The 15,920-nt window shown below is 40.8% G+C and carries 13 protein-coding genes; 10 read left to right on the top strand and 3 right to left on the bottom strand.

Annotated elements, in window-relative coordinates:
- Positions 1 to 61 precede the first annotated feature (61 nt).
- The 3 genes from dapD to map all read right to left on the bottom strand — a co-directional run bounded on the left by dapD (position 62) and on the right by map (position 4,518).
- Positions 62 to 886 carry a 2,3,4,5-tetrahydropyridine-2,6-dicarboxylate N-succinyltransferase gene (gene dapD, locus GWI58_RS02145; RefSeq protein WP_004245480.1) on the bottom strand — a complete coding sequence of 275 codons (825 nt, stop codon included), beginning with the start codon at positions 884 to 886 and terminating at the stop codon, positions 62 to 64.
- A gap of 34 nt (positions 887 to 920) precedes the next feature.
- Complete coding sequence (gene glnD / locus GWI58_RS02140) at positions 921 to 3,566, bottom strand: bifunctional uridylyltransferase/uridylyl-removing protein GlnD (protein ID WP_004245479.1); 2,646 nt, start codon at positions 3,564 to 3,566, stop codon at positions 921 to 923.
- A gap of 154 nt (positions 3,567 to 3,720) precedes the next feature.
- Entirely contained in the window at positions 3,721 to 4,518 is a 798-nt protein-coding gene (map, locus tag GWI58_RS02135) for a type I methionyl aminopeptidase (RefSeq protein ID WP_161768864.1), read from the bottom strand.
- Between the two features lie 518 nt (positions 4,519 to 5,036).
- Here map and rpsB point away from each other — a divergent pair.
- The 10 genes from rpsB (at position 5,037) to GWI58_RS02085 (ending at position 15,918) form a co-directional block, all read left to right on the top strand.
- Positions 5,037 to 5,762 (top strand): 30S ribosomal protein S2, encoded by a 726-nt coding sequence (gene rpsB / locus GWI58_RS02130; protein WP_004245475.1) that lies wholly within the window; start codon positions 5,037 to 5,039, stop codon positions 5,760 to 5,762.
- A 135-nt stretch (positions 5,763 to 5,897) separates the two neighbouring features.
- Positions 5,898 to 6,749 (top strand): translation elongation factor Ts, encoded by an 852-nt coding sequence (gene tsf, locus GWI58_RS02125; RefSeq protein WP_004248719.1) that lies wholly within the window; start codon positions 5,898 to 5,900, stop codon positions 6,747 to 6,749.
- Positions 6,750 to 6,884: 135 nt separating this feature from the next.
- A complete protein-coding gene (gene pyrH / locus GWI58_RS02120) occupies positions 6,885 to 7,613 on the top strand; it encodes a UMP kinase (protein WP_004245471.1) in 729 nt (242 codons plus the stop codon).
- 116 nt (positions 7,614 to 7,729) lie between these two features.
- Entirely contained in the window at positions 7,730 to 8,287 is a 558-nt protein-coding gene (frr, locus tag GWI58_RS02115; RefSeq protein ID WP_004245470.1) for a ribosome recycling factor, read from the top strand.
- 190 nt (positions 8,288 to 8,477) lie between these two features.
- Positions 8,478 to 9,671: a 1-deoxy-D-xylulose-5-phosphate reductoisomerase gene (gene ispC / locus GWI58_RS02110; RefSeq protein ID WP_036918958.1), complete on the top strand. Its 1,194-nt coding sequence runs from the start codon at positions 8,478 to 8,480 to the stop codon at positions 9,669 to 9,671.
- 282 nt (positions 9,672 to 9,953) lie between these two features.
- The gene (gene ispU, locus GWI58_RS02105; RefSeq protein ID WP_155195897.1) at positions 9,954 to 10,655 is read left to right on the top strand and encodes a (2E,6E)-farnesyl-diphosphate-specific ditrans,polycis-undecaprenyl-diphosphate synthase; all 702 of its coding nucleotides are present in this window, start codon (positions 9,954 to 9,956) and stop codon (positions 10,653 to 10,655) included.
- A 1-nt stretch (position 10,656) separates the two neighbouring features.
- Complete coding sequence (gene cdsA, locus GWI58_RS02100) at positions 10,657 to 11,520, top strand: phosphatidate cytidylyltransferase (RefSeq protein ID WP_004245467.1); 864 nt, start codon at positions 10,657 to 10,659, stop codon at positions 11,518 to 11,520.
- Between the two features lie 9 nt (positions 11,521 to 11,529).
- Positions 11,530 to 12,882, top strand: a complete 1,353-nt coding sequence (gene rseP / locus GWI58_RS02095; protein ID WP_004248715.1) for a sigma E protease regulator RseP — start codon at positions 11,530 to 11,532, stop codon at positions 12,880 to 12,882.
- Between the two features lie 40 nt (positions 12,883 to 12,922).
- Complete coding sequence (gene bamA / locus GWI58_RS02090) at positions 12,923 to 15,328, top strand: outer membrane protein assembly factor BamA (protein WP_062814534.1); 2,406 nt, start codon at positions 12,923 to 12,925, stop codon at positions 15,326 to 15,328.
- A 92-nt stretch (positions 15,329 to 15,420) separates the two neighbouring features.
- Positions 15,421 to 15,918, top strand: a complete 498-nt coding sequence (locus GWI58_RS02085; protein ID WP_161768863.1) for an OmpH family outer membrane protein — start codon at positions 15,421 to 15,423, stop codon at positions 15,916 to 15,918.
- Positions 15,919 to 15,920: the final 2 nt, after the last annotated feature.

Raw genomic sequence — 15,920 nt, 5'->3', positions numbered from 1 at the left:
ACCAGATAGAAAGATGAATGAGATACAGCGAACAGAATTCATTCTATCCGCTGTTATTATATTAGTCGATAGTTCTTAACAATTCATTAATACCCACTTTTCCACGTGTTTTAGCATCGACTTTTTTTACAATCACAGCACAGTACAAACTGTAACGACCATCTTTTGACGGTAAATTACCAGAAACCACCACTGAACCAGCAGGAACACGGCCGTAATGGATCTCGCCAGTTTCTCTGTCATAAATTTTGGTACTTTGTCCAATATAAACACCCATTGAAATGACAGAGCCTTCTTCAACAATCACACCTTCAACAATTTCAGAACGTGCTCCAATAAAGCAGTTATCTTCAATAATGGTTGGGTTAGCTTGTAAAGGTTCTAATACGCCACCGATCCCAACGCCACCGGATAAATGGACATTTTTACCAATTTGCGCACATGAACCAACGGTTGCCCATGTATCCACCATACTTCCTTCATCCACATAAGCACCAATATTGACATAAGAAGGCATTAGAACCGTATTACGAGCAATATAGGCCCCTTGTCTGACGGCAGCAGGTGGCACAACACGAAATCCCTCTTTTTCAAAACGAGCTTGATCGTAATTTGCAAATTTCATTGGCACTTTATCAAAATAACGGCTTTCGCTACCGTCAATCACTTGATTGTGACTGATACGAAAAGAGAGTAGAACCGCTTTTTTTAGCCATTGATGAGTAACCCACTGACCATTAATTTTCTCAGCAACTCGCAATTTTCCACTGTCTAGTTGAGCGATAACGTTATTAATCGCATCGCGTACCTGTGGTTCAACATTATCTGGTGTGATTTCAGCGCGTTGTTCAAAGGCGTTATCAATAATAGATTGTAATGCTTGCATCTATAGTATTTCCTATATGTATTGTCGTGGGTTTCTATATTTTATCCTTTGAAACGAGGGCTTTTGTCAACCTTTCTACGACTTCATCCTTCATTTTTTGGTTTAACGCATTATTTTCGTTATCTGTTAATACGAAAAAATCCTCAACACGCTCACCAATAGTGGTGATCCTTGCGCCATGTAACGAAAGAGAAAGATCGGCAAAAACCTTACCTATAATAGCTAATAAGCCTGGGCGATCGCGTGCAAATAACTCCATATAAGTACGTTTATTATGGTTAGAGGCGATAAAGTTAATTTTAGTGGGTACCTCAAAATGGCGTAATTTAGCTGGTAAAGCACGGGTTTTGGCATTGGCGTTATAAGGAGCTGATACAACGCGAATAAGCGCTTGGCGTATAGCATGATAGCGATCAATCGCCAGTGGTTTACCATTAGGTTCTAAAACGATAAAGGTATCCATTGCCATATTGTCGCGATTAGTAAAAATTTGTGCGTTGTGAATATTTAAATTACGTCTATCTAGCTCACCTGCAACAGAAGCAAATAGAGAAGGTCGGTCAGCACACCAAATAAATACCTCTGTACCACCATGCTCGGTTTGTTGGCTAATCAATACCATAGGCTCAGCACTATTGTGCTCAATAAGTGCCTGAGCATGCCAAGCAATTTGCTCTGGAGTATGACGTAAAAAATAGTCCGCATGACAACGAGCCCAAATCGCTTGCAGTTTTTCTTCATCGACCTGTTGCTGTTGTAAAATAGTTAGTGCTTGCTGACGGTGATCACGGATACGTTCCCGTAAATCTGGAATAGAGTGCATCCCTTGGCGTAATTGATTGGCCGTAGCGAGAAATAGTTCACGCAGTAAGCTTTGTTTCCAACTATTCCATAAGCTACTGTTTGTTGCACAAATATCAGCAACAGTGAGACAGAGTAAATAGCGTAAACGGCTCTCATTTTTGACTTCAGAGGCAAATTGGAAGATAACATCGGGATCTTGAATATCACGTCTTTGTGCCGTTACTGACATAAGTAAGTGATGACTTACAAGCCATTCAACTAAAGCGATTTCTCGTTGATTTAGTCCATGTTGTTGAGCAAAGCTAATAACATCCTGTGCACCTAATAAAGAGTGATCACCATGTCGTCCTTTAGCAATATCGTGAAATAGAGCAGCAAGTCTTAATAACTCAATTTGAGGTAGTTTCGGGTAGATATCGACACAAAGAGGATGTCGGTTTCGATTTGCATCATCAGCGAAACTTTCAAGTTTTTGTAATACACGGATAGTATGCTCATCAACTGTATAAGCATGGAATAGATCAAACTGCATTTGACCGACAATATTGTTCCATTGTGGGAAATAAGCACTTAATACACTATGTTTATGCATTGGGACAAATGCCCCCGAAACCGCCCTAGGATGACGTAAGATTTGCATAAATACTTGTCTAGCTAGTGGGTACTCACATAAAGGTTGTACTAAATGACGACGGGCATAACGCAAATGGCGTAGTGTGGTCGAATAAATTCCGGTTATCTCTGCATGCTCAGCCATACGTAAAAATAACCGCATAATGGCAATAGGATCATTAAGAAAACATTCATCGTCTATAACATCAATTAATGTACCTCTTAATTGAAATTCTTTGTCAAGAGGGCGAGGTTTAACATTGGGTTGTAATGCGAGGATTGCTTCATCAAAGAGTTGCAGTAGCATATCGTTTAGCTCACTCACACGGCGAGTAACGCGATAGTAATCCTTCATCATTTTTTCGACAGGTTGGTTGCCTTCACCTTGATAATTTAAAAGTTGGGCAACGCTTAATTGGCGATCAAACAGTAACCTATTGTCATAACGATTGAGGACTAAATGTAGCGCAAAACGGATCTTCCATAAGGTATATTGGCACTCGAGTAATTCTTGTCCTTCGGCAGGGGTTAAAAAGCCAAAGTTGACCATTTCAGATATTGATGTTGCGCCAAAATGACGGTGAGCGACCCATATAAGGGTGTGAATATCACGAAGTCCCCCAGGACTACTTTTAATATCAGGCTCTAGATTATAACTGGTGCTATGAAAGCGTTGGTGACGTTGTTCTTGCTCTTCAATTTTAGCTGCAAAGAAATCAGGCGATGGCCAAAAACCTTGGCTAAAAATATGTTTAATTAATTGTTGATAGAGTGCGTTATTACCACAAACAAGACGCGCTTCTAGTAAATTGGTGGCAATAGTTAAATCAGACAGTCCTTCTAAAAGGCACTCTTCCATCGTTCTTACGCTGACACCTATCTCTAAACGGATATCCCAAAGCAAGGTAATTAATTGACTCACTTTTTCGGCAAGTTGGGGTGGAAGAGGCTGTTGACTTAAAAATAGCAAGTCAATGTCAGAAAGAGGGTGTAATTCTTGGCGACCATAGCCTCCCACGGCAATGATACAGAGATCAGGGTGATCCGCTAATTCAGTATAACGCCATAATTGTGTGAGTAGTTGGTCGATAAAGTGACTACGAGCTTGTAGTAACAAAGCAACATCAGCATCATGATGAAAAGCATCTGCTAACCATGACTGAAATTGTTCAATAGAGTGTTTTAGTAAAGTACTATCTAGCGTATTTTCAGTCAGCAACGAAGGGGACGGTGGTGCTGTTTGAAAGGTATTAGAGGTTATCATAGTTAATCATCTCACTCATATATGCTGATTATATTAAGAGTAATGTTAAAACGGTAACCTGACTAGCATTTCTATTTTCTTACCAAAGTTGAAAATAAAAAAAACGACATACCTCGAAAAAATATGTCGTTTTTACATTTTAGAAGAGTGCGATTTATTCGTTGATTAATACAGCAGAAATAAATGGCTCTTCTTCTTTACGCAGTGTCATGATTTCACAACCATTGTCGGTAACCACTAAAGTATGCTCATATTGAGCAGACCAACCGCGATCTTTGGTTTTCACTGTCCAACCATCTTTCATGGTACGAATACGGTAATCTCCAGTATTTACCATCGGCTCGATAGTAAATGCCATGCCTTTTTGTAATACAACACCACCGTCATCAGCATCATAGTGTAATACTTGAGGCTCTTCGTGGAAACCTTCGCCAATACCATGTCCACAATATTCGCGTACCACAGAAAAATCATGTCCTTCAACGAATTTTTGAATGGCCTTACCTAATTCACGTAAGCGAATACCTGGTTTTACCATTTTTATTGCAAGGTAGAGACTTTCTTGGGTGATCCGACACAGACGCTCACCTTGAATAGTCGGTTTACCGACGATAAACATTTTTGACGTATCGCCATGAAAACCCTCTTTAATGACAGTAACATCAATATTAACAATATCGCCGTCTTTTAAGATTTTATCTTCACTAGGAATACCATGGCAAATAACATCATTAACAGAAATACACACTGATTTAGGGAAGCCATGATAGTTTAAGCAAGCAGGGATAGCTTGCTGAACATCAACAATATGTTGATGACAAATACGATCTAATTCCGCTGTACTTACGCCGGGTTTTACAAAGGGTGCGACAACTTCAAGGACTTCAGCCGCAAGACGACCCGCGACGCGCATTTTTTGAATATCTTCTTCAGTCTTGATTACAATAGCCATTTGAGTTCTTCATTAATAGATTTAAAAGCCACAATACAATCATTATTGCATGGTATTGCAGGTCTATGAATTATGATGGTGAGAAATAATTCTAATTACCATTTATGATATCAGCAGAAAGTGGGTGTGCCAATCAAAGAGGATAGGAGTAATCTGTTTGATATCGCCAATAATCAGGCACATTACGCCTTATATTGTTTGTTGTCTTTACATATTGCGCTTTTTTATTCGCTGTTGTTAACCGATATATTGGCAGTGAAACCGTAACTAATAGTAGTTTCTTGAGGTTATTTATGGTATAAAGCGCGCCGGAGTTCTGTTATTGGCTATGACTTCACCATGTGAGGTTTAAGAAATAGCAGTAAATCTGAAAACATTCAATTGTGTTAATGACACACACAAATCGACACATACGCCGGGGTGCTCTTATGTAAAGGTTTAATCTTTACAGCTGATGAGTCGGTCGTATGGGATTTGTGGAGGAAATAACCCCAAATTTAAACTTATAGAGGTCTAAAATGGCAACTGTTTCAATGCGCGATATGCTACAAGCCGGTGTTCACTTCGGTCACCAAACTCGTTACTGGAATCCAAAAATGAAACCATTCATCTTTGGTGCGCGTAACAAAGTTCATATCATTAACTTGGAAAAAACTGTTCCAATGTTCAATGAAGCTCTGGTTGAACTGAACAAAATTGCTTCTCGTAAAGGCAAAATCCTGTTTGTTGGTACAAAGCGCTCTGCCGTTGAAGCTGTTAAAGAAGCAGCAGAAAGCTGTGACCAGTTTTATGTAAACCACCGCTGGTTAGGCGGTATGCTGACTAACTGGAAAACTGTTCGTCAGTCAATCAAACGTCTGAAAGATTTAGAATCTCAATCTCAGGACGGTACTTTTGACAAACTGACCAAGAAAGAAGCGTTAATGCGTTCTCGTGAACTTGGTAAGTTAGAAAACAGCCTGGGTGGTATCAAAGACATGGGCGGTTTACCTGACGCTCTGTTTGTTATCGATGCTGAGCACGAACACATTGCTATCAAAGAAGCAAACAACCTGGGTATCCCAGTATTTGCTATCGTTGATACTAACTCTGATCCAGATGGTATCGACTACATTATCCCTGGTAATGATGATGCAATCCGTGCGGTTAAATTATATCTGACCGCTGCAGCAACAGCTGTTCGTGAAGGTCGTTCTCAAGATCTGGCTGTTCAGGCTGAAGAAGGCTTAGTCGAAGCTGAATAATAAGGCATGCTCGTAAGAGCCCTTATTTAACCAGGTATTGCTATATATTGGTTAGGGGGCCTCAATAGGCCCCCTTTACACATCTGCTATGAGAACATCTATGGCTCGCCCATAGAAAAGTCGAGGAAGAAACAAATGTCTGGAATTACCGCTGCATTGGTAAAAGAACTGCGTGAACGTACTGGCGCAGGCATGATGGAATGTAAAAAAGCGCTGGTTGAAGCTAACGGTGATATCGAATTAGCTATCGACAACATGCGTAAATCAGGTCAAGCAAAAGCGGCTAAAAAAGCAGGTCGCGTTGCTGCTGAAGGTATCATCCTTGCAGAAGTTGCTGCTGATGGTAAATTCGGTGCGCTGGTTGAACTGAACTGTGAAACAGACTTCGTTGCTAAAGATGCTGGCTTCATCGCATTCGGTAAAGATGTTATGGCTGCAGTATTAGCAGACAAAACTGACGATATCGAAGCACTGAAAGCGAAATTCGAAGACGCTCGTACTGCATTAGTTGCAAAAATTGGTGAAAACATCAACATTCGCCGCGTTGCTATTTTAGAAGGCGAAGAGTTAGGTACTTACCTGCACGGTGCTCGTATCGGTGTTTTAGTTGCAGCTAAAGGCGCTAACGAAGAACTGATCAAACACATTGCTATGCACGTTGCTGCAAGCAAACCAGAATATGTTCGCCCTGAAGATGTGCCTGCTGATGTTGTTGAGCATGAGCACCAAATCCAGATGGACATCGCAATGCAATCAGGTAAACCACGCGAAATCGCAGAAAAAATGGTTACTGGTCGTATGAACAAATTCACCGGTGAGATCTCTCTGACTGGTCAGCATTTCGTTATGGATCCAAGCAAAACTGTTGGCGATCTGCTGAAAGAAAACAATGCTGAAATCATTAACTTCGTTCGTTTCGAAGTTGGTGAAGGTATTGAGAAAGTTGAAGCTGATTTCGCAGCAGAAGTTGCGGCAATGAGCAAATAATAACGCTTTGCGTTAATGGAACCGCCTTAAGGCGGTTCTGTTTTGTTACAATCTCCACTGACAGTTTGCTTTTCTTTGAAAAGAGTAAGGCTATCTAAAACCTCCAATTAACTAATCTGCTTAGGACAGAACACCATGGCAACCAATGCAAAACCCGTATATCAGCGAATCTTATTAAAGCTGAGTGGCGAAGCCCTGCAAGGCGCAGAAGGTTTTGGTATCGATGCGAGCGTACTTGATCGCATGGCTCAGGAAATTAAAGAACTCGTTGAATTGGGCATACAAGTCGGTGTCGTAATTGGCGGTGGTAACTTGTTCCGTGGCGCTGGTCTAGCAGCTGCAGGTATGAACCGTGTTGTGGGTGACCACATGGGAATGCTCGCCACAGTAATGAATGGCTTAGCAATGCGTGATGCATTGCATCGTGCTTATGTCAATGCACGATTAATGTCAGCATTTCCACTTAATGGTGTTTGTGATAACTACAGTTGGGCTGAGGCTATTAGCTTATTACGCCATGGCCGAGTTGTTATCTTCTCGGCAGGTACAGGCAACCCATTCTTTACGACTGACTCAGCTGCGTGTTTACGTGGTATTGAAATTGAAGCTGACGTTGTATTGAAAGCGACAAAAGTTGACGGTGTATTTTCAGCCGATCCAACCAAAGATCCTGATGCGGTATTATATGAAAAGCTGACTTATCAGGATGTATTAGAACGTGAATTGAAAGTCATGGATCTTGCTGCATTCACATTAGCCCGAGATCATAATTTACCTATCCGCGTATTCAATATGAATAAACCGGGTGCATTACGTCGGGTTGTAATGGGTGAAAGTGAAGGAACTTTGATTTCTCACGCTTAATACACAGAGACAATGGTATAATTTGGCGTTAACATCTTAAAGTACGCCAATTCATTTATGTCGATATCATAATTTGATATCGTCTGGAAGATAACCAGTTCCCAAGGGTTTATAACGTGATTAATGAAATCAAAAAAGATGCTCAAGAACGCATGGACAAAAGCGTTGAAGCACTAAAAAGCCAAATTAATAAAGTTCGTACTGGCCGTGCGTCTCCAAACCTATTAGATGGTATTGTTGTAGAATACTACGGCGCACCAACTCCATTAAATCAAGTTGCTAACGTTGTGGCAGAAGATGGTCGCACATTGGCAATTACGGTGTTCGATCGTACTTTAGCACCTGCTGTTGAAAAAGCGATTATGGCATCAGATTTAGGCTTAAATCCTTCATCTGCAGGCGCGATCATCCGTGTTCCACTGCCTCCGTTAACTGAAGAACGTCGTAAAGACTTAATCAAAGTTGTGCGTGGAGATGCAGAACAAGGTCGTGTCTCTATTCGTAATATCCGTCGTGATGCTAATGATAAAATCAAAGCATTACTGAAGGATAAAGAAATTAGTGAAGATGATGAACGCCGTTCACAAGATGAAATTCAGAAATTAACTGATATGTTCATTAAAAAAATTGATGAAGCATTAACGCTGAAAGAAGCTGAGTTAATGGAATTCTAATTTTTATTCTTTTTATGATAATGCCACTGAAATGTGGCATTATTTTTGAGCATTTACTGGAAAATAAATGCCTAATATCTTCTTTTTATCACATTATTTATTAAAGTTATCATCTTTCCCCTCATTTATCTCGTCATGCTGATATAATTCCTTTTAATGAAAATGTTATTGATATACTGATTGATTAATAATGAAACAAATAACTATATTAGGCTCAACAGGGTCTATCGGAACAAGTACGTTATCCGTCATTGAAAATAACCCTGATGAGTTTCAGGTGCTTGCTTTAGTGGCTGGAAAAAATGCAACTAAAATGGCGCAGCAATGTCGCGCTTTTCAGCCTAAATATGCGGTGATGTCAGATGAAAAAAGTGCCGGTGAGCTGAAACAATTATTAGCCAATACATCGTGTAAAACGGAAATATTATCAGGCTCTAATGCTGTTAATGAAATTGCTGCATTGGATGAAGCCGATCAAGTGATGTCTGCTATTACAGGGGTGGCGGGGCTTAAGCCTACACTGGCTGCGATAGAAAAAGGGAAAAGAATTTTATTAGCCAATAAAGAATCCCTGATCACGAGTGGTCGTTTATTCTTTGATGCGGTGGCTAAATATGGTGCGAAGGTTTTACCTATTGATAGTGAACATAATGCTATCTACCAAAGTTTACCTACAGGTATTCAAGACAATTTAGGTCATGCATCTTTAGAAGCCCATGGCATCACCAGTATTTTACTCACAGGCTCCGGTGGGCCGTTTCGCTATACGCCTTTAGATGAGCTAGATGCAATGACTCCAGACCAAGCTTGCGCACATCCAAACTGGTCAATGGGGCGTAAAATTTCGGTTGATTCAGCCACTATGATGAATAAAGGCTTGGAATATATCGAAGCTCGTTATTTCTTTAATGCCTCGGAAGCAGAGATGGAAGTCATTATTCATCCCCAATCGGTGATCCATTCAATGGTTCGCTATCGTGATGGTAGCATTATCGCACAAATTGGTGAGCCAGATATGAGAACGCCTATCGCTTATTCCATGGCATACCCTCATCGCACCCAATCGGGCGCGAAAGCATTAGATTTTTTTGAGATACAAGCCCTAGAATTTATCCGTCCAGACTATCAGCGCTATCCTTGTTTAGCACTTGCCATCGAAGCCTCGCAACGGGGACAAGCTTCAACAACGGTATTAAATGCCGCTAATGAGGTTGTTGTTGATGCTTTTTTAAACGAAAAAGTAAAATTCACTGATATTGCTAAAATTAATCGCAAAGTGGTTGAACATTTTGACCTCTCTGAGCCTCAAAGTATCGACGATGTTTTAGAAATTGATAAATTAGCAAGGTTACAAACACAGCAGATTATCGCACAAATTGTATAATGATGATGATATTTACCAGAGTGTGTTTGTTCGTCTTTCTGGCTAATGGTATAGTTGCCAAATCACTAAAGACAATAATGAAAATTAACAGTTCATTACTAAAGCAACCGCTTTAGCAACTTTGAGGCTTTGCCAAAGGCCGTGGAGTCACACGGTTTTTTTGTGCGTAGGTTATCCGAAGAGGACTGTCTGTATCAGTATCAGATTAGCAAAGGGTTAAATTGAGTGAACTTATCCAGTGACGATTCATCCGCATCAAAACCAAAGCATGTTGCCATCATTATGGATGGCAACGGACGTTGGGCAAAAAAACAAGGGAAACTCCGAGTTACGGGCCATCGCGCGGGAATTAAAGCAGTTCGAGATGCGGTTAGCTTTTCCGTCAAACATAAAATTGAATCACTAACGTTATATGCATTTAGCAGCGAAAACTGGAATCGCCCTGAACAAGAGGTGAGTTCTTTGATGGAGTTGTTTGTTTTTGCATTAGATAATGAAGTGAAAAGCCTACACAAACACAATGTCAGATTAACAATTATCGGTGATATCAGCCGCTTTAGTCGTCGTTTACAAGATAGAATAAAAAACTCTGTTGCACTGACTGCAAATAATACCGGACTCAATTTAAATATTGCTGCCAATTACGGTGGACGATGGGATATTACACAAAGTGTACAACAATTAGCGAGTTCCCTCGCAAAAGGGGAGTTAGCTGTCGAAGATATTAATGAAAATGCGATATCCTCACACTTGTGTTTACACGATCAATCACCTGTAGATCTTGTGATCCGCACAGGTGGAGAACATCGTATAAGTAATTTCCTTATCTGGCAAATTGCTTATGCTGAGTTATATTTTACACAGGTTTTATGGCCTGATTTTGATGAACAAGTTTTTCAGAATGCACTTGATGCTTTTGCTAAACGGGAAAGACGTTTCGGTGGTACTACATCGGAAACAGATACTGTAAATCTGGGAGGATAATTTGCTTAAGTATCGTGTCATTACTGCATTAATACTAATCCCTATTGTTATTGCTGCTTTATTTCTTCTTCCTCCCGCAGGATTTGGATTAGTTATTATTGCCATTTCAGGCTTAGCGGGTTGGGAATGGGCTCAATTTATCGGCTGGCATTCTCAAGGTAAACGTATTGCTACTGGTGTTGGATTTGCTGCACTCTTAGTTCTTATGCAAGCCTCGTTACCGGATTTTGATCACCTGCTTGATACAGCAATGATTAAGAATAGCTTATGGGCTGGGCTCTTTTGGTGGGTAGCGGCGATTTTATTAGTTGTCAGTTATCCGAATTCAGCCAATATGTGGAAAAATTCTGTTCTTCTTAAGTTATTGTTCGGTATATTGACGATTGTTCCTTTTTATTGTGGCATGATGGCGCTACGTATGTTGGGATATAGTACAAACTCATATACAGGGGCCTGGTGGTTACTGTATGTCATGTTATTGGTTTGGGCTGCGGACTCAGGGGCTTATGCATTTGGCCGTTTAATGGGTAAACATAAAATGGCACCGAAAGTATCACCGGGTAAAACCTTGGAAGGTCTGGTGGGCGGGTTAATCACTGCAGGTGTTGTTTCATGGCTATTTACGCGTTTCGCACCAATTACTGAAGTGCCTAACCATCTATTACTGATTTCGGGCATCGTGGTGATTGTTTCCGTATTCGGCGATCTGGCTGAGAGTATGTTTAAACGTGTTTCCGGCATCAAAGACAGTAGTCAGCTTATCCCTGGGCATGGTGGTGTGCTAGATCGTATTGATAGTTTGACTGCGGCGATCCCTGTTTTCGCTGGATTGGTGTTTTTAGTTTCTTCTGGCTTTCAAATGTAAAGGTAAGCAATGGGTATCCTGTGGAATCTAGCCGCGTTTATTATCGTTTTAGGTATTCTTATTACGGTACATGAATTTGGACATTTTTGGGTAGCAAGACGCTGTGGCGTTTATGTTGAGCGTTTTTCTATTGGTTTTGGTAAAGCGATTTGGCGTAAAACAGATAAACATGGCACCGAATTTGTCGTTGCATGGATACCTTTAGGTGGCTATGTAAAAATGTTGGATGAGCGTGTCGCCGAAGTTGCACCAGAGCGTCGTCATCTCGCTTTTAACAATAAAACCGTCGGGCAAAGAGCCGCTATTGTTGCCGCCGGACCTATTGCAAATTTCTTATTAGCCATTGTGGCTTATTGGCTTGTTTTTATGATAGGGGTGCCGGCATTAAAGCCAATAATTGCAGATATTCGCCCTGATTCTATCGCAGAACAAGCAAAATTAACGCCGGGAATGGAACTAAAATCCGTTGCAGGTATCGAAACGCCTGATCAGAATGCTGTTCGTTTAGCATTAGTGAGTAAGATTGGTGCAAAAGAGGTGACTTTCGTTGTAACTCAGCCTAACTCTCTTTCTGAGAGTGAGAATATACTGAATTTGCAACAGTGGAATTTTGATCCTGAAAGACAAGATCCTATCGTATCCCTAGGCATCATGCCTGTTGGCGCACGGTTGGACTCTAAAGTTGTAGAAGTAACACCAGACTCTGCGGCTGAAAAAGCAGGTTTACAAGCAGGGGATCGGATCGTTAAAGTCGATGGTCAGCCAATTGATACTTGGCACCCATTTACTTATTTTGTTCGACAAAGCCCCAACAAAACGTTGGAACTGTTAGTTGAACGTAACGGTGCTTCTTTGGTGTTAAATATTACTCCTACAGCAATAGCGCTGAAAGATGGTAGCGAAGTTGGACAAGTGGGTGCGAAGCTACAAGTATTACCGCCAGATGAGCAATACTTGATAATGCAACAATACAACCCATTTTCAGCGTTATATGAAGCATCTGATAAAACATGGCAGTTAATGGGTTTGACTGTCAAAATGATTGGCAAGTTAGTGGTTGGTGATGTCAAGTTAACAAATCTTAGTGGACCGGTTTCTATCGCTAAAGGCGCTGGAATGTCTGCGGATTCAGGTTTTGTTTACTATTTGATGTTTATCGCACTTATCAGTGTCAATCTGGGGATCATTAATTTGTTTCCCCTGCCTGTCTTAGATGGTGGGCACCTGCTTTTCCTGGTTATCGAGAAGATAAAGGGAGGGCCGGTATCTGAGCGTGTACAAGATGTCTGTTATCGTTTCGGTGTTATGGCACTGATGCTGTTAATGGGACTTGCACTTTTCAATGATTTCTCTCGCTTATAATAAAATAAGCAGGGACCGGTTAGGAAAACACAAAACAACGATGGCGATGAAAAAGTTGCTTATAGCGTCGCTGCTGCTGGGCAGCGCCACTGCATACGGTTCAGACGGATTCGTAGTTCAGGACATTCAATTTGAAGGTCTTCAACGCGTCGCCGTTGGTGCAGCATTACTGAACATGCCTGTCCGAGTTGGAGATTCGGTCAGCGATGATGATATTAGTCGAACTATCCGTTCATTATTTGCGACAGGAAACTTCGATGATGTTCGGGTTCTGCGTGACGGAAATGTACTTATTGTTCAAGTTAAAGAGCGTCCAACAATTGCGAGTATTACTTTCTCAGGTAACAAAGCAATTAAAGAAGATATGCTTAAGCAAAATCTTGATGCTTCCAATATCCGTATTGGTGAAACACTTGACCGAACAATGTTGGCTAATATTGAGAAAGGTCTTGAAGATTTCTACTATAGTGTTGGTAAATATAACGCCACAGTAAAAGTTGTTGTGACTCCTCTTCCTCGTAACCGTGTTGATTTAAAACTGGTATTTGCCGAAGGTGTTTCAGCTACTATTCAACAAATCAATATTGTTGGTAATAAAGCATTTAGTACTGCTGAATTAGTTAACCGCTTCCAACTACGTGATGATGTGCCTTGGTGGAACTTAGCGGCTGATGAAAAATATCAGAAACAAAAACTCGCTGGTGACTTAGAGACATTACGAAGTTTTTATCTAGATCGTGGTTATGCCCGTTTTGATATTGAATCCACAAACGTTAGCTTAACGCCTGATAAAAAAGGTATTTATATTACTATTAACCTGAAAGAAGGTGATAAATACACGGTTGAAAGTACCGAAATCAATGGTAATACCGCAGGCTATACCAAAGAGATTGAAGATCTGATCCAAATCGCACCAGGCTCACTGTATAACGGTGCTCAAGTGACCAAAACAGAAAATGAAATTAAAAATCTATTAGGTCGCTATGGATACGCCTATCCACGGGTGATGACAAATCCTGAAATCAATGATGAAAATAAAACGGTAAAACTGCATGTTAACGTTGATGCAGGAAATCGTTTCTATGTGCGTCAAATCCGTTTTGCGGGTAATGATATAACCAAGGACTCTGTTTTACGTCGTGAAATGCGTCAAATGGAAGGGGCTTGGTTAGGTAGCGATTTAGTTGAACAAGGTAAAGAGCGTTTAAACCGTTTAGGTTATTTTGAAACAGTCGAAACGGAAACACAGCGTATTCCCGGATCACCTGATCAAGTTGATATCGTTTATCGTGTCAAAGAGCGTAATACGGGTTCACTTAACTTTGGTGTCGGTTTCGGTACAGAAAGTGGTGTCAGCTTCCAAGTTGGGGTAACACAGGATAACTGGTTAGGAACGGGGAATGCTGTTGCGATTAATGCCAGTAAAAATGATTACTCAACGTATGCTGAATTGTCAGTCACTGATCCTTACTTTACTGTAAATGGTGTCAGCTTAGGGGGTCGTATTTTCTATAACGATTTCCGAGCTAATGATGCAGATTTATCCGGCTATACCAATAAATCTTATGGGTTAGACGGCACCTTAGGTTTCCCTATCAATGAATATAACTCGGCTCGTCTTGGCTTAGGCTATACGCATAACGGCTTGTCACGGATGGAACCTCAAGTGGCGATGTGGCGTTATCTTGAAAGTATGGGGGAAAACCCAGGCTTTGATAAACGCGAATCCTTTAATGCGGATGACTATACTGTCAGTCTTGGGTGGACATTTAATAACTTAAACCGTGGTTTCTTCCCAACCTCTGGGGCAAGAAGTAATTTAAGTGGGCGTATTACCATACCGGGTTCTGATAACAAGTACTATAAAGTAACTTGGGACGGTATGGCTTATTACCCTCTTGATGAAAAAGAGTCTTGGGTCACCTTGTTCAAAGGTCGTTTAGGTTACGGTGACGGTTTAGGGGGTAAAGAATTACCCTTCTATGAAAACTTCTATGCCGGTGGTTCTGGTACAGTGCGTGGTTTCCGTTCCAATAATATCGGTCCTAAAGCGATTTATTTGAAAAAAATTGCAAAAGATGGGCGTACGATAATTGATCCTTCATTATCTAGCGATGCGGTCGGTGGTAATGCTATGGCAGTCGCCAGCTTTGAACTGATCACACCAACGCCATTTATTGATGATAAATATTCCTCATCCGTCAGAACTTCAATGTTTGTTGATGCGGGTACGGTATGGGATACCAACTGGAACAGTACTAATTCTAATTGGACTGCTGGTATGCCTGATTTTGGTAAGGCAAGTAATATACGTGTTTCAACCGGTGTGGCTTTACAGTGGTTATCACCTTTAGGTCCGTTAGTCTTCTCTTATGCGAAGCCAATTAAAGATTACGAAGGCGATAAATCTGAGCAATTCCAGTTTAATATTGGTAGAACGTGGTAGCGATGTAAGTAAAGTTGATGTCTTTTCTATATATTGAGAAAAGACATCTCATATCTGACAAAAAATTTATTTTGGGTTTTAAGGAGTCTATCGTGAAAAAATTGTTATGTGCCGCTGCCCTAGGAATGGCATTGACGATGTCAGCAGGCACTCAAGCTGCAGATAAAGTAGGTGTTGTGAACATCGGTCAAGTTCTCCAAAAAGTGCCTAACCGTGATGCGGTAGAGAAACAATTGGAAAATGAATTTAAATCACGTGATACCGAATTGCAAAATTTAGGTAAAGCATTACAAACTGCGGTTGAGAAATACCAAAAAGATGCACCAACCATGAATGCGACACAACGTGCTAATACAGAAAAAGATCTGGTTGCTAAACGTGAAGCTTATGCACAAAAAGCACAAGCTTTTGAGCAAGACTTTAGCCGTCGTCAAGCAGAAGAGCGTAATAAAATCATGAAACGCGTATTAGACGCTGTTGATGCTGTAGCGAAAAAAGAAGGTTATGATGTGATTTTAGATGCAAACACTGTTCCTTATTTCGCAGACGGTAAAGATATTACTGCTCAGGTTCAAAAACAGGTTAAATAATA

The sequence above is a fragment of the Proteus sp. G2674 genome (assembly GCF_009915195.1).
Taxonomy (GTDB): Bacteria; Pseudomonadota; Gammaproteobacteria; order Enterobacterales; family Enterobacteriaceae; genus Proteus; species Proteus mirabilis.
This window is presented reverse-complemented; position numbering and strand designations above follow the sequence as displayed.